At 62.9% G+C, this 19,101-nt stretch carries 19 protein-coding genes and 1 pseudogene; 12 read left to right on the plus strand and 8 right to left on the minus strand.

The features are described from left to right. Positions 1-320: 320 nt before the first annotated feature. Together KVY02_RS12480 and KVY02_RS12485 are read left to right on the plus strand one after the other, a co-directional pair. Positions 321-1,919 carry an isocitrate lyase gene (locus KVY02_RS12480; RefSeq protein ID WP_081195597.1) on the plus strand — a complete coding sequence of 533 codons (1,599 nt, stop codon included), beginning with the start codon at positions 321-323 and terminating at the stop codon, positions 1,917-1,919. A gap of 259 nt (positions 1,920-2,178) precedes the next feature. Continuing rightward, a complete protein-coding gene (locus KVY02_RS12485) occupies positions 2,179-2,646 on the plus strand; it encodes a glycine zipper 2TM domain-containing protein (protein ID WP_081195596.1) in 468 nt (155 codons plus the stop codon). 208 nt (positions 2,647-2,854) lie between these two features. Here KVY02_RS12485 and KVY02_RS12490 read toward each other — a convergent pair whose 3' ends face one another. Beyond that, on the minus strand, positions 2,855-3,136 hold the full coding sequence (locus KVY02_RS12490) for a hypothetical protein (protein WP_016914502.1): 282 nt from the start codon (positions 3,134-3,136) through the stop codon (positions 2,855-2,857). A 178-nt stretch (positions 3,137-3,314) separates the two neighbouring features. Here KVY02_RS12490 and KVY02_RS12495 point away from each other — a divergent pair, with 178 nt between their 5' ends. After that, positions 3,315-3,797, plus strand: a complete 483-nt coding sequence (locus KVY02_RS12495; protein WP_081195595.1) for an FKBP-type peptidyl-prolyl cis-trans isomerase — start codon at positions 3,315-3,317, stop codon at positions 3,795-3,797. A gap of 62 nt (positions 3,798-3,859) precedes the next feature. Here the strand turns inward: KVY02_RS12495 and nikR are convergent, their stop codons facing one another. After that, on the minus strand, positions 3,860-4,261 hold the full coding sequence (gene nikR / locus KVY02_RS12500) for a nickel-responsive transcriptional regulator NikR (protein ID WP_081195594.1): 402 nt from the start codon (positions 4,259-4,261) through the stop codon (positions 3,860-3,862). 106 nt (positions 4,262-4,367) lie between these two features. Here nikR and KVY02_RS12505 point away from each other — a divergent pair, with 106 nt between their 5' ends. From KVY02_RS12505 to KVY02_RS12525, 5 genes are read left to right on the plus strand one after another with little or no spacing between them, the layout of a single operon-like run. Continuing rightward, positions 4,368-5,945: an ABC transporter substrate-binding protein gene (locus KVY02_RS12505; protein ID WP_081195593.1), complete on the plus strand. Its 1,578-nt coding sequence runs from the start codon at positions 4,368-4,370 to the stop codon at positions 5,943-5,945. Beyond that, positions 5,936-6,919, plus strand: coding sequence for an ABC transporter permease (locus tag KVY02_RS12510; protein ID WP_371317378.1), 984 nt, complete (start codon positions 5,936-5,938; stop codon positions 6,917-6,919). Before KVY02_RS12505 ends, KVY02_RS12510 begins: the two co-directional genes overlap by 10 nt. Beyond that, complete coding sequence (locus tag KVY02_RS12515) at positions 6,916-7,713, plus strand: ABC transporter permease (RefSeq protein ID WP_100731183.1); 798 nt, start codon at positions 6,916-6,918, stop codon at positions 7,711-7,713. The genes KVY02_RS12510 and KVY02_RS12515 overlap by 4 nt, the downstream gene beginning before the upstream one ends. 33 nt (positions 7,714-7,746) lie before the next feature. Beyond that, complete coding sequence (locus KVY02_RS12520; protein ID WP_218313613.1) at positions 7,747-8,568, plus strand: ATP-binding cassette domain-containing protein; 822 nt, start codon at positions 7,747-7,749, stop codon at positions 8,566-8,568. Beyond that, positions 8,561-9,175, plus strand: coding sequence for an ATP-binding cassette domain-containing protein (locus tag KVY02_RS12525; RefSeq protein WP_218313614.1), 615 nt, complete (start codon positions 8,561-8,563; stop codon positions 9,173-9,175). Before KVY02_RS12520 ends, KVY02_RS12525 begins: the two co-directional genes overlap by 8 nt. Here the strand turns inward: KVY02_RS12525 and KVY02_RS12530 are convergent. From KVY02_RS12530 to KVY02_RS12545, 4 genes are all read right to left on the minus strand, one after another. Beyond that, on the minus strand, positions 9,172-10,362 hold the full coding sequence (locus tag KVY02_RS12530; protein ID WP_100731180.1) for an MFS transporter: 1,191 nt from the start codon (positions 10,360-10,362) through the stop codon (positions 9,172-9,174). The two genes, KVY02_RS12525 and KVY02_RS12530, sit on opposite strands and share 4 nt — an antisense overlap. A 67-nt stretch (positions 10,363-10,429) precedes the next feature. Then, on the minus strand, positions 10,430-10,972 hold the full coding sequence (locus tag KVY02_RS12535; protein ID WP_081195587.1) for a C40 family peptidase: 543 nt from the start codon (positions 10,970-10,972) through the stop codon (positions 10,430-10,432). A gap of 211 nt (positions 10,973-11,183) precedes the next feature. Continuing rightward, positions 11,184-13,649, minus strand: a complete 2,466-nt coding sequence (locus KVY02_RS12540) for a DUF1266 domain-containing protein (protein ID WP_218313615.1) — start codon at positions 13,647-13,649, stop codon at positions 11,184-11,186. A gap of 172 nt (positions 13,650-13,821) precedes the next feature. Continuing rightward, positions 13,822-14,064, minus strand: coding sequence for a GlsB/YeaQ/YmgE family stress response membrane protein (locus tag KVY02_RS12545; RefSeq protein WP_009098790.1), 243 nt, complete (start codon positions 14,062-14,064; stop codon positions 13,822-13,824). Positions 14,065-14,193: 129 nt separating this feature from the next. On the opposite strand from KVY02_RS12545, the gene KVY02_RS12550 reads away from it, so the two are divergent. Genes KVY02_RS12550 through KVY02_RS12565 form a run of 4 tightly spaced genes read left to right on the plus strand, consistent with a single transcriptional unit; the run spans position 14,194 to position 17,787 of the window. After that, on the plus strand, positions 14,194-15,063 hold the full coding sequence (locus tag KVY02_RS12550) for a D-hexose-6-phosphate mutarotase (protein ID WP_081195585.1): 870 nt from the start codon (positions 14,194-14,196) through the stop codon (positions 15,061-15,063). A 60-nt stretch (positions 15,064-15,123) separates the two neighbouring features. Further along, positions 15,124-15,315, plus strand: a complete 192-nt coding sequence (locus tag KVY02_RS12555) for a hypothetical protein (protein ID WP_016914514.1) — start codon at positions 15,124-15,126, stop codon at positions 15,313-15,315. Positions 15,316-15,361: 46 nt separating this feature from the next. Continuing rightward, a complete protein-coding gene (locus KVY02_RS12560) occupies positions 15,362-16,750 on the plus strand; it encodes a YcjX family protein (protein WP_081195584.1) in 1,389 nt (462 codons plus the stop codon). Beyond that, positions 16,747-17,787: a YcjF family protein gene (locus KVY02_RS12565; protein WP_081195583.1), complete on the plus strand. Its 1,041-nt coding sequence runs from the start codon at positions 16,747-16,749 to the stop codon at positions 17,785-17,787. Before KVY02_RS12560 ends, KVY02_RS12565 begins: the two co-directional genes overlap by 4 nt. A gap of 71 nt (positions 17,788-17,858) precedes the next feature. Here KVY02_RS12565 and KVY02_RS18570 read toward each other — a convergent pair. Continuing rightward, a pseudogene (locus KVY02_RS18570) lies at positions 17,859-18,011 on the minus strand (two-component sensor histidine kinase); the annotation flags it as partial. A gap of 188 nt (positions 18,012-18,199) precedes the next feature. Next, complete coding sequence (locus tag KVY02_RS12575; RefSeq protein ID WP_218313616.1) at positions 18,200-19,003, minus strand: Cof-type HAD-IIB family hydrolase; 804 nt, start codon at positions 19,001-19,003, stop codon at positions 18,200-18,202. Between the last annotated feature and the right edge of the window lie 98 nt (positions 19,004-19,101).

Here is a 19,101-nt window from a genome sequence, read left to right on the forward strand (position 1 = left end):
CGTCCAACAGGCGAAAAACGACTACACAAACAGGGCGTTCGACGTAGTCGATGTCGTCGGACTACAACGCCCCCTGCCCCGAAGTGACAATTGTTGAATGCAGCTTCCTGACCGATAGTTATTGCACTGCAGCGACATTGCTTCTCAGCTCTTACGCCATGTCGCTGTATGACGCCAAGCGCCGAGGCACGACGTTTTACTGAGAGACGATTGGCCTATAGACAGCGCCGCAAAATTGCACAATGCTGAACGCTATCTCGCAGGTGCAGCATAACAACAAGCTAGCCTGCGAACGACGATAACCCTGGAGGAATCAGCTCATGTCAGGACTGCTCGACGATATCAAAGCCATGGCCCAACTGCGCGAAGCCCAAGGCGGCAAGTGGTCAGCGATCAAACCTGAATACGCCGCTCGCATGCGTGCCCAAAACCGCTTCCATACTGGCCTGGACATTGCTCGTTACACCGCCAAGATCATGCGTGACGACATGGCCGCCTACGATGCCGACACCTCCCAGTACACCCAATCGCTGGGTTGCTGGCACGGCTTCATCGGCCAGCAGAAACTGATTTCCATCAAGAAGCATTTTGGCACCACCAAGCGCCGCTACCTGTACCTTTCAGGCTGGATGGTGGCAGCCCTGCGCTCCGAGTTTGGCCCGCTGCCTGACCAGTCCATGCATGAGAAAACCTCGGTGGCCAACCTGATCGAGGAACTCTACACCTTCCTCAAGCAGGCCGATGCCTGGGAACTCAACCACCTGTTCCGTGCGCTGGACGACGCCAAGGCCGCAGGCGACAGCGCCAAAGAAAAAGAGCTGATCAGCAAGATCGACAACTACGAAACCCATATCGTGCCGATCATTGCCGACATCGATGCCGGGTTTGGTAACGCCGAAGCCACGTACCTGCTGGCCAAAAAATTCATCCAGGCGGGTGCCTGCTGTATCCAGCTCGAAAACCAGGTATCCGACGAGAAGCAGTGTGGTCACCAGGATGGCAAGGTCACCGTGCCCCATGAAGACTTCCTGGCCAAGATCAACGCCGTGCGCTACGCCTTTCTGGAGCTGGGCGTCGAAGATGGCGTCATCGTCGCCCGTACCGACTCGCTGGGCGCTGGTTTGACCCAGAAGATCGCCGTCACCAATGAGCCAGGCGACCTGGGCGACCAGTACAACAGCTTCCTGGATGGCGATGTCATCGAGAACGCCTCGGACATCAACAACGGCGACGTAGTCATCAAGCAGAACGGCAAGCTGGTCAAGCCCAAGCGTTTGGCTTCTGGCCTCTACCAGTTCAAGCCAGGCACCGGCGAAGACCGCGTGATCCTGGACTGTATCACCAGCCTGCAAAACGGTGCCGACCTGCTGTGGATCGAAACCGAGAAGCCCCATGTCGGCCAGATCGCCAGCATGGTGAACCGCATCCGCGAGGTCGTGCCGGACGCCAAGCTGGTGTACAACAACTCACCCTCCTTCAACTGGACGCTGAACTTCCGCCAGCAGGTCTTCGATGCCTGGGAGAAAGAGGGCAAGGACGTATCGGCCTACCAGCGCGACAAGCTGATGAGCGTCGAATACGACAACACCGAGTTGGGGCAACTGGCCGATGAGTGGACGCGCAACTTCCAGCGTGACGGGGCGCGCGAAGCGGGTATCTTCCACCACCTGATCACCCTGCCCACCTACCACACGGCGGCGCTGTCTACCGACAACCTGGCCAAGGGCTACTTCGGTGACGAAGGCATGCTGGCCTACGTGGCAGGCGTCCAGCGTCAGGAAATTCGCCAGGGTATCGCCACGGTCAAGCACCAGGATATGGCGGGCTCCAACATCGGCGACGATCACAAGGAGTTCTTCCATGGTGAGGCCGCACTGAAAGCTGGCGGCAAGGACAACACCATGAACCAGTTTGGCTAAGCACCTAGCCACTGCAACACACCAAGGGGAGCCACGGCTCCCCTTGGTGTTTTTTGCAGCGTACTTCATGGTCTGTCGATTTTTTGCACACTGCTTTCTTAATGCCTGTCTACACTCTACTTTGTGACCTTTTTTCCAAACGGCTGGTCAAAAGCGTACGCTTTGGGTATCTTTTAGCGAACGCCGTTCTATAATGAGACGCACGCATTGATCTGCGGACGTTCACAGCCAGATGGGCTGATTCTTACTGGAGGTTTGAATGAAACGTTTACTACCCGTTGCAGCGCTGAGCATCCTGGCACTGGCTGGCTGCGCCAACACATCCACCTACTCGGGCGATGTGTACCGCGGCAACCAGGCGCAGACGGGCCAAAGCGTCAGCTATGGCACCATCGTGGCCGTTCGTCCGGTACAGATTCAGGCCGATAGCCGCACCGGCAACCTGCTGGGCGGTGGCGGTGGCGCCGTAATTGGCGGCCTGCTGGGCAGCCAGGTAGGCGGCGGTTCAGGCCGTCAGCTGGCCACCGCGGCAGGTGCACTGGGCGGTGCCGTCGCCGGCACGGCGGTAGAAGACAGCGTCAACCGCGTCAATGCACTGGAAATGGAAGTGCGTCGTGACGACGGTACCGATGTGGTCGTCGTTCAACGTGCCGACCGTCAGTTCCAGGCTGGCCAGCGTGTACGCCTAATTGGTAGCGGCGCCAACCTGAGCGTTGCCCCCTACTGATCGCTCCTCGCACCCGCGCGGGCCACAGCTGACCAGCGCCTGCAAAAGTGCGATCTCGAAAAAAAGCCCGTCCACCAGAGTGGACGGGCTTTTTCATGTCTGCTTCAAGCCATTCTTGAACAACGGGTGGCGGGGTACAGCACATGTCACCCATTGGGCAGGCCTGGTTTCGGCAGACCTGGTTTTGGCAGACCTGGTTTTGGCAGACTTAGTGGGTCACCTTGTTGCTGGCCCAATTGGCCAGCTTGTAAACAACAAACCCGATCAACGCCAACAACAGAGCCACCAGCAGAATATCGACCGGGCGCACCAGCGTGGTGGCCCCCAGAATGGCGATGGCTGCTACCCACAGGTGGCGGTTCTCGCCATGGGTCTTCAGAACACCAGGCAACAGTTTATCCAGTCCCTGGCTAAAGCCATTGTCCCAACGCTTGTTGGCAAAGTAGGCGATCAGCACGAAGGCTACCACCCAAATCAGGAAAACAGTCATATCAAGCTCCGATCACACTTCGTTAGCTTATGGAAAAAAGGTGAGAGTAGGGTATCGCTGGTCACTGTCGGGCGCAATAGTGCCAAAGGCGTGGGGGTTAAAAACCTGGCTTACCCCCTGACAAGCCAGCCCACACGCGTTACCATGTTGGGACATGCACTCACCGAAAGGTTATTCAATGCAAATTGCGCAAAACTCGGTTGTCGCGTTTCACTACACCCTGACCAACGATGCAGGTGAAGTGCTGGACAGTTCCGAAGGCCGTGAGCCGCTTACCTACCTCCACGGTGCCGGAAACATCATTCCGGGCCTGGAAAAAGAGCTGGAAGGCCGCGCCGCAGGCGACAAACTGAACGTCAAGGTAGCCCCTGCCGAGGGTTACGGTGAAGTTCAGGAGCAGCTGATGCAGGAAGTTCCTCGCGATGCCTTCCAGGGCGTCGAGAGCATCGAGCCGGGCATGCAGTTCCAGGCCCAGACCCAGGGCGGCCCGCTGATGGTCACCGTCACAAAAGTGGAAGGTGACACCGTCGTCGTGGATGGCAACCATCCGCTGGCAGGTCAGCACCTGAACTTCGACGTTGAGATTGCTACCGTTCGTGAAGCAAGCGAAGAAGAAGTTCAGCACGGACACGTACACGGCGAAGGCGGCGTTCACCACTGAGCGTAAGCCATCGTCATCAAGGCGGCCGCAGGCCGCCTTTTTTGTGGCCGTTTCCCTGCCCCTTATTCGCCAGGAATCAGTACCAGCTGCCCATGGCGTACGCTGCGTGACGAGGTCACTTCGTCGGCAAACTGCTTCAGGGCACTCCCCTGCCCTTTGAGCAGCGCCACTTCCAGGCAGCTGTCATGATTGATATGCACATGCAGCGTCGACAGCGTGAGGTCGTGGTGGTCGTGGGAGTGCTTGGTCAGCCGCTTGGAGAGCTCTCGCGCCGCATGGTCGTAGACATACACCAAAGCCCCCATGCACGGGGCATCCGGCGCGACCTCTTCCTTGGCCTGAGTCAGCCCGCTGCGGGTCAGGTCTCGAATGGCCTCGGAACGGTTCTGATAGCCACGCTGCTGCATCAAAGCATCCACCTCGCGCAGCAACTCTTCATCCAGCGTCACGGTAATACGTTGCATACGTTCTCCTTTGCTCACCCGAGCGTAGAATGGGCCTGTTGACTACCCGCCGCATGAGTATGATGTTATTGTAAAAACATCATACTCATTCATCGCAGGGTGCTCCATGCGTCGTTCGATACTACTGACCATTGCCAGCACATGCCTGGCGCTCAGCGCTCCCGCGCTGGCCAAAGAGCAGTTGGTGCTTGCCATCGGCGGCGAGCCAGACCAGGGCTTCGACCCGCTGCTGGGCTGGGGGCAATACGGTAGCCCGCTGTTTCAGTCCACGCTGCTCACCCGTGGCCAGGATTTTACCCCTCAAGCGGGGTTGGCCACCGAATGGTCCCTGTCGGACGACCAGTTGACCTGGACACTGCATCTGCGCGAGGACGTGCGGTTTGCCGATGACACGCCGCTCACCGCCCGGGATGTGGCATACACCTTCAATGCCGCCGCCACGGCAGGGGGCCGAGCCGACCTTAGCGCGCTGGCACATGCCGACGCCGTGAATGACCACACCGTCACGCTTACCCTGAAAGCCCCTCGCATCACCTTCATCGACCAGCTGATGACCCTGGGCATTGTACCTGATGCCGAGCGGGAAAATGGCCATCATGCGGGTTACGGCCGCCAGCCGCTGGGTTCTGGCCCCTACCGCATGGTGGAGTGGCAGGAAGGTGAGCAGCTGATCGTCGAGCGTAACCCCTATTTTTACGGCCCTGCTCCGGCCTTCGAGCGCCTGGTATTTCTGTTTACCGATGAGGCAGGCACGCTAAGCGCTGCTCAGGCAGGTCAGCTCGACCTGGCCGTCATTCCCCAGGCGCTGGGCAGCACCATGCCGGGCCAGATGCAGCGGGTCCTGATGGAGAGCGTCGATAATCGCGGGATTCTGTTTCCCATGCAGCCCGACAGCGGGGAGCGCGCCGCCAACGGCGCCCCGATTGGCAACGATGTCACGTCCGACCTGGCCATTCGCCAGGCCATCAACCTGGCGCTATCCCGCGACACGCTGGTAGACGTGGCCCTGAACGGCTTTGGCCGCCCGGCGTATGGCCCTGCCGATGGCCTGCCCTGGGGGCACCCCGAGGAAACCATCGCTTTCGACCTGGAGCAGGCCAATGCCCTGCTGGAGGAAGCAGGCTGGCTGCGCGCAGACGATGGCCTGCGCTACAAGGACGGGCAGCCGGCTCGCTTCCGGCTCACCTACCCGGCCAGTGATACGACTCGCCAGCAGCTCGCGCAAATCAGCGCAGAGATGGTGCGCCCGCTGGGCATCGAGATGCAGCCCACCGGCCGCCATTGGGATGAAATACAGCGGGAAGCCCTGCACCAGGATGCCATTGTGTTTGGCTTTGGCAGCCATAGCCCGCAAGAGATCTACTATCTCTTCCACAGCGAACACGCCGGGTTTGGCTTCTACAACAGCGGCTTTTACACCAATGAGCGCGTCGACCAGCACCTGGAGGCCGCCCAGGCCGCCGCCAGCGCCGAAGAAGCCAACCCACACTGGCAAGCAGCCCAGTGGGATGGCAGCACCGGCTATGGCCTGCAGGGCGATGCCAGCTGGGCCTGGATGGTCAACCTGACCCATGTCTATGCCGCCGACCCGTGCCTGGACGTTGGCGAGCTGGGCGTGGCCCCCCATGGACACGGCTGGCCGATTACCGCCAACCTGCTCGAGTGGCGCTGGACGTGCCACTAGCCCGCTGGCTGGCGTGGAGAAGCCTACGGCTGGGGCTGGTCATGCTGTGCGTGGCCGGTCTCGCCTTCGGCCTGATGATGCTCTCGCCCATCGACCCCATCGACGCCTACCTGGGCCCGCAGATGGCCCAGGTAAGCCCCGAGCAGCGCGCCCTGATCGCCGCACAGTGGGGCTTCGATGAACCGGCAGCCGTGCAGTTCGGCCAGTGGCTGCGTCAACTGGCCAGCGGCGAGCTGGGCTGGAGCCATGTATACCAACAGCCAGTAGGTGACGTCATCAGCCTGCGCTTTCAGCGCTCGTTCTGGCTGCTGTTCAGTGCCTGGCTGCTGTCACTGGTGCTGGGCGTGGCATTGGGTATCGTGGCAGGCAGTCGGGAAGGCTCGCTGCTCGACCGCTTGATCAGCGGTTACGCCTTGGTGACCGCCTCGACGCCCACTTTCTGGCTGGCCATTCTGGCACTGCTGCTGTTTTCGGTGACCCTGGGCTGGACCCCCACCTGCTGCGCAGGCCCCACGGGGGTGGTCAGCCGCGACGTCACGTTCGCCACTCGTCTGCACCACCTGGTGCTGCCGGTGACGACCCTGGCGCTATTGAGCATGGCCACCATCACCCTGCACACCCGCGCCAGAATGGTGGCCTTCATGCGCTCCGACACGGCGCTACACGCCTTTGCCCAGGGCGCTAGCCGCACCGATATCGCCTGGCGGCACGGGCTGCGCCACGCCAGCCTCCCGGCCATCACCCTGGCCTTTGCTTCGCTGGGCGAGCTGTTTGGCGGCTCCATTCTGGTGGAGCAGGTCTTCGCCTACCCGGGGCTGGGCCAGGCCACCGTGGCGGCGGGACTGCGCAGCGATGTTCCCCTGCTGCTGGCCATCGCCCTGTTCACCGCGCTGTTCGTGAGCATCGGCAACCTGACCGCCGATGCCCTGGCACGGGTGACCGACCCGCGCATCCGCTTGGCACACACCCCATGAACACACAGCCACGCCTGGCCGCCGCCGTTTACCTGGTGCTCTTCAGTGTCCTGCTGATGCTGCTGTTGAGCAGCCGTTTGTGGCTGGGTGACAGCCCCCAGCAGATGCAGTTCGAGGCACGTTTACAGCCGCCCAGCCTGCTCCACTGGTTCGGCACCGATGCCTTGGGCCGGGAGCTATGGGCGCGTACCCTGGCGGGGCTGGCGCTGAGTTTTTGGGTCGGTTTGAGCGCGGCCCTGCTGGGCACGGCCATCGCCCTGCTGCTGGCCAGTCTGGCGGCGCTATCGAACACCCTGGATGCGCTTGTGTCACTGCTGATCGATACGCTGCTCAGCGTGCCCCACCTCATTTTACTGCTGCTCATCGCTTTTGCGCTGGGCGGGGGCACCCAGGCCGTGATCATCGCCGTGGCCATCACCCACTGGCCAAGCCTGGCGCGGGTGTTTCGCGCCGAGCTGTTCAGCCTGCGCGAGGCCGAGTACGTGGCGCTCTCGAAAGGCTTTGGCAAAGGGCCGGGGTACATCGTCGCCCAGCACTTCGTGCCCCACCTTTGGCCCCACTGCGTGGTGGGTGCGTTACTGCTGTTTCCCCACGCCATTCTGCACGAAGCGGCTCTGACCTTTCTCGGCGTCGGCCTGGACCCCAACCAGCCCGCCACCGGCGTGCTGCTGGCCGACGCCATGCGCTATCTCAGCGGCGGCTATTGGTGGCTGGGTGTGTTTCCCGGGCTAGGACTGCTGCTGATGGTGCTGGCCATTCAACGGCTGGCCACACAGCTGCGCCAGGCCCTGTAAGGCCAGCGTTTTCAACCATCAAGGGAGCCGAACATGCTGGAGATCACCGACTGGAGCCTGAGCCTGCCCCACTACCCCCGCTGGTGGAAGCGCGAGTGGTCACCCGTGATCGAGTCGCTTTCGCTGGACATTCAGGCGGGGGAAGTACACGCCCTGGTCGGCACGTCCGGATCCGGCAAAAGCCTGCTGGCCCACGCCCTGCTGGGCCTGCTGCCGCCCGCAGCACGGCAGCACGGCACCCTGACCTTCCAGGGCGACCTCTTGACGCCCGAGCGCCAGCGCCAGCTGCGTGGCCGTGAACTGGCGCTGATTCCACAGACCCTGAACGCCCTGGACCCATTGGCACGCAGCCAGCACCAGATACGCTGGGCTGCTCGCCGCGCAGGCCTTTCCCGCGCCAGCGCTCAAGCACGCAGCCACGACCTGCTGCAGCACTACCAGCTCGCCCATGCAGCGCGGCGCTACCCCCATGAGCTTTCCGGCGGCATGGCCAGGCGGGTGCTGGTGGCCATGGCCCAGGCCGGCCATGCCCGCGTGGTGATTGCCGACGAGCCCAGCGTCGGGCTGGACCCGGCCCAGCGAGACCGCGTGCTGACTACCCTGCAGGCACTGGCCAAAGAGGGCAAAGCTGTCCTGCTGATCACCCATGACCTGCGCCATGCCTTGCCCATTGCCCACCGGGTGACCATCATGCGCCAGGGGCGCGCCGTGGAAACGACCTCGGCCCGGGCCTTCCATGGCCAAGGGGAGCAGCTGCACAGCGCCTATGCCAAAGCACTGTGGCAAGCACTGCCCGACAACGCCTTCGGCACCTTACCCATCCAGCCTCATGTTCAGGAGCCCAGCCTTGCTTGAAGCCCACCAGCTCACCTTCGGGTTTGGCCGCGAGCCACCGCTGTTCCAGGCGCTGTCGATGGCGCTGGCACAGGGCGAGTGGGTCGGTTTGAGCGGTGCTTCCGGGGCAGGCAAGTCGACGCTGGGCAAGGTACTGGCAGGCCACTGGGCACCACGTCACGGCTTTTTGCACATCGACGGAGTGCCCTTGCCATCACGAGGCCTGCGCCCTGTGCAGTGGCTGCCTCAATCGCCGGAACGGGCGGTCAATCCGCGCTGGCGGGTGGCACGATTATTGGAAGAAGCCTGGACACCGCCACAGACGCTGAGGGAAGCGTTCGGTATTCAGCCCGCGTGGCTGAAGCGTTTTCCGGGGGAGCTGTCCGGAGGCGAGCTGCAGCGGGTGTGCGTGCTACGCGCCCTGGCCCCGGGTGTGCGCTATCTGATCGCCGATGAGATTTCGACGATGCTGGATCCACTGACCCAACTCAGCCTGTGGCAAGCCGTGAAGGCCCACACCGAACGCCAGGCGCTGGGCGTGCTGGTCATCAGCCACGACATGGCGCTCTTGAATCGGCTTTGTACCCGGCATCTGCACCTGGCGGATGGGCAGCTAAGGAGCGACTAAGCGCTGGCCAGACGACGCTCGACGCGCCGCATACCCAGCGCAATCATCAGGGTCACGGCCAGCAGTAGCCAGGACCCTACGGCCACCCCCTGCCACTGCGCCCAACGCCAGAACGGTTCCAGCCAGAAGCCCCCGATGCTTGCTCCAAGGTAGTAAAACACCAGATACAGTGCCGACGCACTGCCCCTGGCGCCCAGGGCGTAGCGCCCCACCCAGCTGGAAGCCAGCGAGTGGGCCAGAAAGAAGCCAAACGCATTGATGGTCAACCCTACCAGAATCCCCACCAGCGACTCCGCCAGGGTAATGGCCGTACCCAGCATCAGAATGACGATGCCCATGCCAATGCAGCTGGCGGGAGAGAAACGCCCGGCCAATTTACCGGAGACCGTCGAGCCCAGAGTACCGCCCAGGTAAGTGAGGAAGATCAGCCCCAACCCGCTGGCCGCCAAATGATAAGGCGCCTCTGCCAAGCGAAAAGTGATGTAGCTGTACTGATTGATGAAAATCAGAAAATTGATGCCGCCCAGACAGTAAGCCGCCAGCAGCAAAGGCGTGCGCAGGTGGCCCGCCAGATCACTCAGCGCCTGGCGTAGTTTGAACCGTTTGGGCTGGAAGGCCCGGCTATTGGGCAGCAGCCGCCAGAACAGCACGCAGCCGATGATCGTCATGGCGCCCACGGCCAGAAACGCAGCGCCTGGGCCACCTACTGCCGACGCTCCCCCGCCAACGATGCGGCCGCTGATGCCCCCCAGCGAATTGGCCCCGATATAGAGCCCCACGGCGCTCAGCAGGGCGGGCTTGTCGAACTCATCGCCCATCCAGGCAATCGCCACGGCGGGCAGCCCGCCCAGCACGAAGCCCTGCAGCAAGCGCAGCAGCAGCAGACTTTCAAAGGTGGGCGCGAAGGCCAGCGCCAGCGAGAGGCCACCCGCCAACAGCAGCGTAAAGCGCATGATCGCTTCACGGCCAATGGCATCGGAAAGCGGCCCAAAGACCAGCAGCGCCAGTGCCAACGACAAGGTAGAAGCCGACATCAGCAGGCTGATGCCCAGGGTAGAAACGCCGTATGCCTCTTTTAACTCGGGCAGCAGCGGCTGCGGGGCATACAGGTTGATGAATACCAGAAAAGAGCCGAGGCAGAGTGCTGCCGTCGCGCGCCACCAGGCGCGCGTTTTCGCTTCAATCATGCCATGTCCATGGTTAATTGGCGCGATGCCCCCCAGTGCAACGGGGGCCCAAGGCTACTGAAGAAGGCTACTGAAGATAGGACTGTTCGAAACGACCATTCAACTGAGCAAGATTGGTCGGCTCCAGCGCCCGGCGAGACTGCCAGTAGTAGCGCTGCCAGTAGCTATTATCCAGGCTCGAGATGGTCACCCCTTGCGAGGTGGAAGCATGCAGGAAGTAGCCGTCACCAACGTAGATCCCGACATGGTTGTAGCGTCCTGGAGGGCGGAAGAAGACCAGATCGCCCGCCTGCAGCTCCTGGCGGTCGATCGAGCGTCCCTCATGCACCTGATCCTGGGTGGAGCGCGGAAGCTCCATGTTGAACGTATCGCGGAAAACATGTCTAACCAGTGCAGAGCAGTCGATCCCCCTTTCGGTGGTTCCCCCGACTCGGTAAGGAGTGCCGGCCCAGCGCTGGTGCTGTTCGAGGAGGGCCTGGCGAATTACCGTAGGTGGTGGGGTCTGCATGCTGCGCAATTGCGCCATGATCGGATCGGCTGGCGACATTTGCGGCGTGGCGCCGTTCATGCCGGGCAGCACCATCGAGAAATAATCCTCGGGGGGCTCCATATCCTGACGTCCACCGGAGCCTGCACAACCAGCCAACAATGCTACGAAGACACAAACACTTACAACACGGACAGCGGTCACAGCGGGGTGTGGCAACGCAACCATGCGATCAACCTCGTAAAAAATGTATAGGAAAAAGTAAACCGAGCATGAGAAAGCTCATGGACACAAACACTGGACTATAAGCCACTTGTCCCATGTTTGGCGAGCCTCAATGCAAAATACGCTGATCTCCCGGTAACGTATCGATATGTAGCGGCGCAAAATGGCGCGGTTTGTTGCCCGGAAAATCCAGACTGGCCCAGGGCCCCGCCAGAATGGGCGCGCCACACAGCCAGGCCACCAGCGCTTGGCGAAAGCCTGCCAGAAAGCTTTCTCGCTCGGGGGTTTCCCCCATGAAGAACGAGAATCCGGCGTACATCCCCGCCGCATACTCTTGCCAACCGGCGTAATGGTCTGCGGCCAACTGATAGGCGCGGTCCAGCACGTCGGCAAAGGCCTGCTTGTCCAGCCAGCCTAACTGCCGGGCAGCAATGGCCAGGTCCACGAGCTGAGCAATATCCCACGCGGCCATGTCGACGTCGTTACAGCCGTCCTCGTTGGCACTCACTCGGCGCAACCGTAGCAGATGGTGGCGCTCCTCTTCGCCGCAGTCGCCCGATTCGAGAATGGCGATTTCTGCCGCCAGCCGCTCCGGGTTCAACGTGTAGGGCGCGTAATTGATCTGGTACTCCTGACGGTCCCCGGCTTCCAGCATGAAGCTGAGAAACTCTTGCATGTCGTCGGCGCTGGTCAGGTGGTAGTGGCTTTCGACCCACTCGCGAATATCCGCACATTCGCGCGGGCTCTCCAGCTGTGGCTCGCTCCATACGGCGCTATTCAATGGCCCCACCAGAGACATCGCCGTAAAGTGGCTCAGCGTAGGCCGCTCACCTGGCTCACACCAGGCGTCTGGCTGCCAGTTCAGCCAATGAAACAGGCTGCCGGGATCCTCCAGGTGCCAGGCAATTTCACTGATCAAGGAGTCGTGCTCGGGCTCCGGCAGGCAGCTTTCCCAGGCAAACCATGCTTCCAGCAAGCGTTTGGGCGAGGCATAGAAACGGCACAGGCAGCTGCGCAACGCGCTGGCATGCTCCATGAGCGGTTCGCGCTCGAACAGCCCACTGTCCAGCGCCATGTGGAGATAGAACGCGAACTTCTCGGCCATGTGAATGGTAGCGGCGTGTCGGCTGACGCCTTTCACCGCATTGCGCTGCTTCAGCTCGTCGGGGGTAGGCTGGCCGAAATGCGTCTGCGAAGGCGGCATCACCCCATGGACGGCATCCGCCGCCAGCTGATTCAGGTGGTGTGCCTGAGCGGGCAACCAGTAGCGCGCCAGCACTTGATGCCCTTCGTCGGCATGCAGCCCCAACGACTCTTGCAGATACACCGCTGCGTCGGTGCGGCGCTGCTCGCTGATCGGTGCTGCAGGGTTCAGTTGGCGCAGCATCACATCGGGTTCACGCACCCCTGCCAGCGCCAGCAGCCAATGATGAGGGGTATTGCGCCAGCTGCGGATGCGCTGACGTGAAGCGTCGCGGGTGGCATCGTCCAGCAGGGCGCTGGGCGCCTGTTTCCATGGGCTGAACGGGGCGTGCATCAACAGCTTGTGGCGTGGCGAAGGCGTCATGCCCCGGCGATCGACGCCCTCGAACAGGCTCTGACCACGCAGGTAAGCCTTCAGCATGGCATGCCAGTCATGGTAACGACGGCCAATCAGGTCAGCCGCATGGGCCGCCAGGTCGTCTGCTTCGGCCTGGCTCAGCCAGCCGCTGCAAACGCCCGCCCAGGCCAGTTCGACCAGCCGAAGCCAGTCCCAAGCCGCCCACTCCAGGGGCTCCCCCTGGTGTACGAAGGTAGTCAATACGGGCGCATGGGCAGACTCCTGCTCGACACCGCGCTGCCACTCCTGACGCTGGGCATGATCCATGCTCAACAGCTCTCGGGCCTCGATGTCCCAGCGCTGACGCTCGCCCTGAGCGCTCAGCCATAGCATCACTTCAAGCAGTTGCTCGCGGTCGTAGACCTGCCAGACGCGCTCCATCCAGGCGCGGGCCTCGGGCCAGTCGGCGGCGCTGGCGGGATAGCACATCACCGGCCGAAACAGGGCGCCCAGCCGCCAGGGCCGCGCCTCAGGCGCATCGGGCCACAGCGAGGCGGGCGGCGCCAGCTTAGCCAAAGCCGCCTCCAGCGCAGGCCAGGTGATGCCCTCACCGTCGCTTTCAAGGTCGGCCAGCGCCTGGCAGGCGTCGATGAATCGGTCATCGGCGCCGGTTTCCCAGCCCTTGGCACCCATGGCCCGGCGCAGGTCGGCCAGCCAGCCGCGCAGGTCGCTGTAATCCGTGGTGATACGCCGCGCCACGTGATGCGCCCAGCGCTGAGCCTGATCCGGTGCCAGCCAGCCAGCGGCGCCACCCAGTGCGGCCCACTCGAGGGCGCTCAGCAGTCGGTCTGCGTGACCGGCAGGCGCGCCCAGTGCAAAAAACAGCTGATCCGCCAACGTCCCACGGTCCGTGATGCCCAGCTGCAGCAGGCGCTGTTCGGCCGCCACTGCATCTACCGCCAAGGGGTGCGGTGTGAAAGCCCAATCACACAGCACCAGCTGTTGAGCCCACCAGGCATTTAGTGCATCGGCCAAAAGACACCTCGAAGAAACAGAAAGCGATCCATGAAAGCAATACCGCGCGGAGGCAGGGCTGCCAAAAGCGCCATAGTGTAACGGAAACTAACGCCAAGACCGATAGCCCGCGCACAAAACAACGCTGCCCGGCACAAGGGCCGGGCAGCGTAGGGAACAACCGAGAGAAGCGCTAAGCGCTTTTGACTTTACTGATGACCCACAACAACACCACGGCCCCCACGGTCGCCGTCACCAGCGAACCAATGAAACCGCCCGCCTGAAGGCCCAGAAGACTGAACAAGAAGCCCCCGACCAAGGCGCCAATGATCCCTACCCCGATATTGCCCAGCACGCCAAAACCGCCGCCGCGCATGATGTTGCCAGCAATCCAGCCAGCCAAACCACCAATGATCAACCACGCAATAAAGCCCATACATCCTCCTTGGTTTTACCTAGCCTGGGGTTTTAACTTTCGCTTATGGTTGTTCTACCATAGCACACAGCGCCAGGGTGCTGCCCATTTGTTGCCTTTACTCACAAGGCCTTCTTACAAGGACTTCCCATGATTCCCGACTCCCTCACACAGCTGCTTGCCGATGTCGATGGCCACCAACCGGCTACCTGGCAAGGGCGCGACGTCGCGCTGTTCAACATGGACTGGGGCAGTATGGTGATCAGCCTGCAGGGTGCCCAAGTGCTGCACTTTCAACCGCGCAACGAGCAGCCCTGGCTATGGGTGACGCCCACGCCCCAGGCGATGCCGGGAGCGATTCGTGGCGGCATCCCACTGTGCTGGCCCTGGTTTGCCGACGAGCGTTATGCCGACGAAAGCCCCGAGCGCAACGGCCCCTTCCACGGCTTGGCTCGCCACGCCCAGTGGCGCCTCGACGCTGTGGACGATCATGCGGAAGGCATCGAGGTGCACCTGTCTCCCACCCAGCCCCTGCACAGCCAACTGACCGCTCGGCTGGTGGTTCAAGCCAACGCCCAGCGCCTCAATGTCGAGCTGATCACCGAAAACATTGGCGAGGCGCCGGTCAAGACCAGCGGCGCACTGCATACCTACCTGGCTGTCGATGACGTGCATCAGTGCCGCCTGGAAGGGCTTTCCGGCGCCCGCTATCTGGACAAGCTGCGCGACTTCAGCGAAGCACAGCAGCAAGGCACGCTGGCCATCCGGGGCGCCGTCGACCGCATCTACCACACCAACGAAGCCGTCCTGCTCAACGACGGTGTACGCACCCTGCGCATCGCCAAGCAGTCCAGCGACTCGACGGTGGTATGGCATCCCGACAGCGACCTGCCCAGCGACACCCCCGCCGAGGCGGGCCGCCATTTCGTCTGCGTAGAGGCGGCCAACACGCGCCTGGACCCCGTATGGCTGGTGCCCGGCGCCCAGCACCTGCTGGGTACGACATTAAGTCGCGGTTAATGCTGGATTCATCCAGCCCTTGGTAAGGTAGGCCTGTCTGCCATCGAGTAAGGAGCTACTATGAACCCTCAAGATATGCTTGAGGCCGCGACCATCGCGTTCAATCTTGTGGGTATGGTGGTGTGTATCGTGGGGCTGACGCTGGCACAAAAAATGTCGCGCAAGTGGCCAGGCTATGTGATTGCCGTCATCGGCTTTCAGATTGCCACGATGCCGATGTTCTATCAGCTGACGCTGATGCTACGCTACTGATGCCGCCCTGCCCTGCTTCCCATGCCCTGCCTGCGAGAGAGTCGTTATGCGCCAGCCGTTGAGTCGTGAACTAGGCAACCTGTTGGAACGCAGCCGGGATCGCCAGCTGCGGCTGGCCGTCACCGGCCTTTCCCAGGCGGGCAAGACGGCCTTTCTGACCTCGCTGGTCAATCAGCTACGCCACGCAGGCGTGGAAGCACAGCTTGACTTGCTGCCCGTGGCCCGGGAAGGCAGGCTGCTGGGCGCCCAGCGGCTGAGCCAGCCTGACCTGGGCGTGCCGCGCTTCCCCTACGACCCGGGCATGAGCGCGCTGAACGACACCCCGCCGCGCTGGCCGGAGCCGACCCGAGGCATCAGCGAGCTGCGCCTGCAGCTGCGTTATCGCCCAGCAAGGCCGGGCTGGCTCACCCCCGAGATCGCCCACCTGACCCTGGACCTGTTCGATTATCCCGGCGAGTGGCTGCTCGATCTTCCCCTGCTGCAGCATGACTTTTATAGCTGGAGCCAGCAGCAGACCCAGCATCTGGGGCCGCACCGCCGGGCGCTGTTCAGTGAGTGGCTGGCCGAGGCCGAGCAGCTGGACCCCAGCGCCGAGGCGGATGAAGCGCACCTGGCACGCCTGGCGGAGGCCTATGCGCTGGGGCTGCGTCGCGCGAAGCAGGCGGGCTTTTCCGACCTGCAGCCGGGCCGCTTCCTGCTGCCGGGCGAGCTGGACGGCGCGCCGGTGCTGCAGTTCTTTCCCTTGCCTGGACTGGAGACTCCCCAGGAGCGCCTCGACGCGCTTCCGGCCACGAGCCTCTACGCCACGCTGGCATCGCGCTTTCGTTACTATCAGCAGCAGGTGGTGCGGCCCTTCTACCGCGACCACTTCCGGCGCTTTGACCGACAGATCGTGCTGGTGGATGTGCTCGGCGCGCTCAACGCGGGGCCGGAGCGTTTCGAGGACCTTTCCAAAGCGCTGCATCAGCTGATGCAGAGCTTCGATTACGGCAAGCGCAGCCTGTTGACCCGGCTGTTTGCGCCCAAAATCGACCGGCTGGCGATTGCCGCCACCAAAGCCGACCATGTCACCCCCGACCAGCACCCCCATGTGGTGACCCTGCTGGAAGCGCTGCTGGCGGAGCCGCTCAAGGACCTGCGCTACGCGGACATTCCCGTCAAAGCGCTGTCGCTGGCCGCCATCCGCGCCACCGAGGCCAGGGAAGTGCTCCACGACGGCCAGCGCAGCCCGGCCCTCAAAGGCACCACCCTGGAAGGCGAAGAGGTGCTGGTCTACCCAGGCGACGTGCCCAGCCGCTTGCCCAGGGCCGATTTCTGGCAGCAGCAGGGGTTCGATTTCCCGAGTTTCCGCCCGATGCCCGCCAACGGCGAGGCGCTGCCCCACATCCGTATGGACGCCGCGATCGACTGGCTGATTGGAGATAAACTGTCATGAGCAACCCTCAGCCCCGCCGCGACTTTCATAGCGAAGCGCCCCCCGAGCCCGCCGCAGAGACTCTGCGTCAGCACGAGCGTTTTGCCACCACGGACACCCACCAGCCGCTGGCCACCCAGGCCGAGCTGAAAGCCCTGCCGGAAGAAACCCTGGGCGCTCCCCGCAAGCGCCGCTGGGGGCTGATGTTTGCGCTGGCAGGCGGTGCCACGCTGGGCACCGTGGAACTGGTCACCGGCATCCCCGATGCGCTCGCGCAGTCCCAGTGGCTGACCATGGCCTGGCAGCTCTTCGGTATCAGCCTGATTGGCCTGGGCGGTGTCTCGCTGCTGAAGGAGATTGGCCGTCTGGGGCGGCTCAAGCGCCATGACCGGCTGCGGGCCAACCTGGCCGAACTGCCCCAGCGCTCCGGCAAACAGGCGTTGGCCATGGCCGAACAGCTTCGCCAGCAGTTGAAGCTCGGCAACGACGACCCTCACTGGCTGGCCTTTCAGCGCGCCTGCCAGCCCCACCATAGCGGAGAAGAGATCCATACGCTGCTGCGCTACCACCTGTTGGCCCCTCGAGACCGGGAAGCCCAGCGTTTGATTACCCGCATGTCGGGTGAAACCGCCATCATGGTGGCGGTCAGCCCGCTGACGCTGGTAGATATGGCCCTGGTGGCCTGGCGCAGCCTGGCCATGGTAGACAGGCTCAGCCGCCTGTACGGGCTGGAGCTCGGCTACGCCAGCCGACTGAGGCTGTTTCGCCATGTGTTGCACAACATGGCCTTTGCCGGAGCCAGCGAACTGGCCACCGATGCCAGCGTCAACATGCTCTCGCTGGATTTGGCAGGGCGCTTGTCGGCACGTGCAGGCCAGGGGCTGGCCACGGGGCTGCTGAGCGCCCGTCTGGGGCTGCGCGCCCAGCGCCTGTGTCGGCCAGTGGCTTTCAGCCCGGAAGAGCAGCCGCGGCTGGCCGACCTGCGTCAGGATCTCTGGCGACAGCTCAAACGGCTGGACAAAGAGCCCGCCCCTGCCACCACGCGGCACAAGGAGTAGGAATAAGCCTGTCACAGCGCGTCAGGCAGCGGTTCAGGCCAGCTGCATGCGGTTGAAGAGAGCCAGCGGTAACCGCTGCCAATGTCCTCCACGGGGATGCGCCGCTGGTCGAGCACGATATGGCAATAGTCCACCGGCAGCGAACGAAAAAAGCGCATGGTGGACGCAATGCTGAAGGCCATGTTGCTGGAGAGCTCATCGAGCTGCTCCAGCTGTGCCGTGCGGCTTCGACGCAGCACGGCCTTGATACGCGCCAGCAGCTCGCGGATTTCCGGGTCATCATCGACCACCATCAAGGTCGCAGGCGTGGTTGTCATCGTGGAAAGCGCCCCTGGGTTGTTATCGTTTTAGGGGCTAGATGATGGTGGAGCGCTGTCGCTACCGCAAGCGGCCCTCGACTAAGGTGGCAGAGCTAACCCGACAGTCCGAAACGCTCAGCCAACCAGTGGGCCACCGCCGCTTCCCCGTGATGGCCAATGCGCCGGGCATCGGGCACACGGTCGAACAGCGCCGGGTGGGCGTTGGCCATGACCTGCGCCTCCCCGGCCAGGGTCAGCATCTCGGTGTCGTTGAGGTTGTCGCCAAAGGCGAGGCAGTCGGCGGCGGTGAGGCCCAATGACTCCAGCAGCGCCGCCAGCGCCACGCCCTTGTTCACCCCGCCCGCCATGATCTCCAGTGAGTCCACCGTGGAGTAGGTGATGTGCAGCCCCTCACCGTGTGCCGCGTGGGCCTGGGCCTCCAGTTCGGCCAGCGCTTGGGGGTCACCCAGATAGAGCACCTTGCCCACCCCGTGGCGGTCCATCTGTTCGGGCGGCACCACGTCATAGGTGAACCCGGTGGAGGCGTGCAGCGACAGCAGGTGCGGCGCTTCGGCATCGACATGCCAACCCTCATCGCGATACAAGCTCAGGCGCACCTGCGGGGGCCGGGGCAGATGAATCAAGGTGTGTGCATGTTCAGGTGCCAGGTGAGACGCGCTGATCAAGCGGTCATCCGGGGCGTGGGTGTAAGCACCGTTGGTGCTGATCAAATGGGCCGGAATGGCCAGTTCCTCACGAAACACCCGCATGTCGTGGTAATGACGGCCAGAGGCCAGCGCTACATGGTGACCCTTTTGCACCAGGGCGCGCAGTACGTCTACCGTGCTGTCGTGTAACCGGTGGTCGCTACCCAGCAGCGTACCGTCCAGGTCGGAAACAATCAGGCGTGGGGTCATACAGGCTCCTTGGGCGTGGCGCATGAAGTGAGCCTCAGCTTAACCGATTCATCCGCAAGCGGGTAAGTCATTGACCCGCCTGAGCGGGTGTGACTTAC

The sequence above is a fragment of the Halomonas sp. 18071143 genome, from assembly GCF_019211725.1.
Lineage (GTDB): Bacteria > Pseudomonadota > Gammaproteobacteria > Pseudomonadales > Halomonadaceae > Vreelandella > Vreelandella stevensii.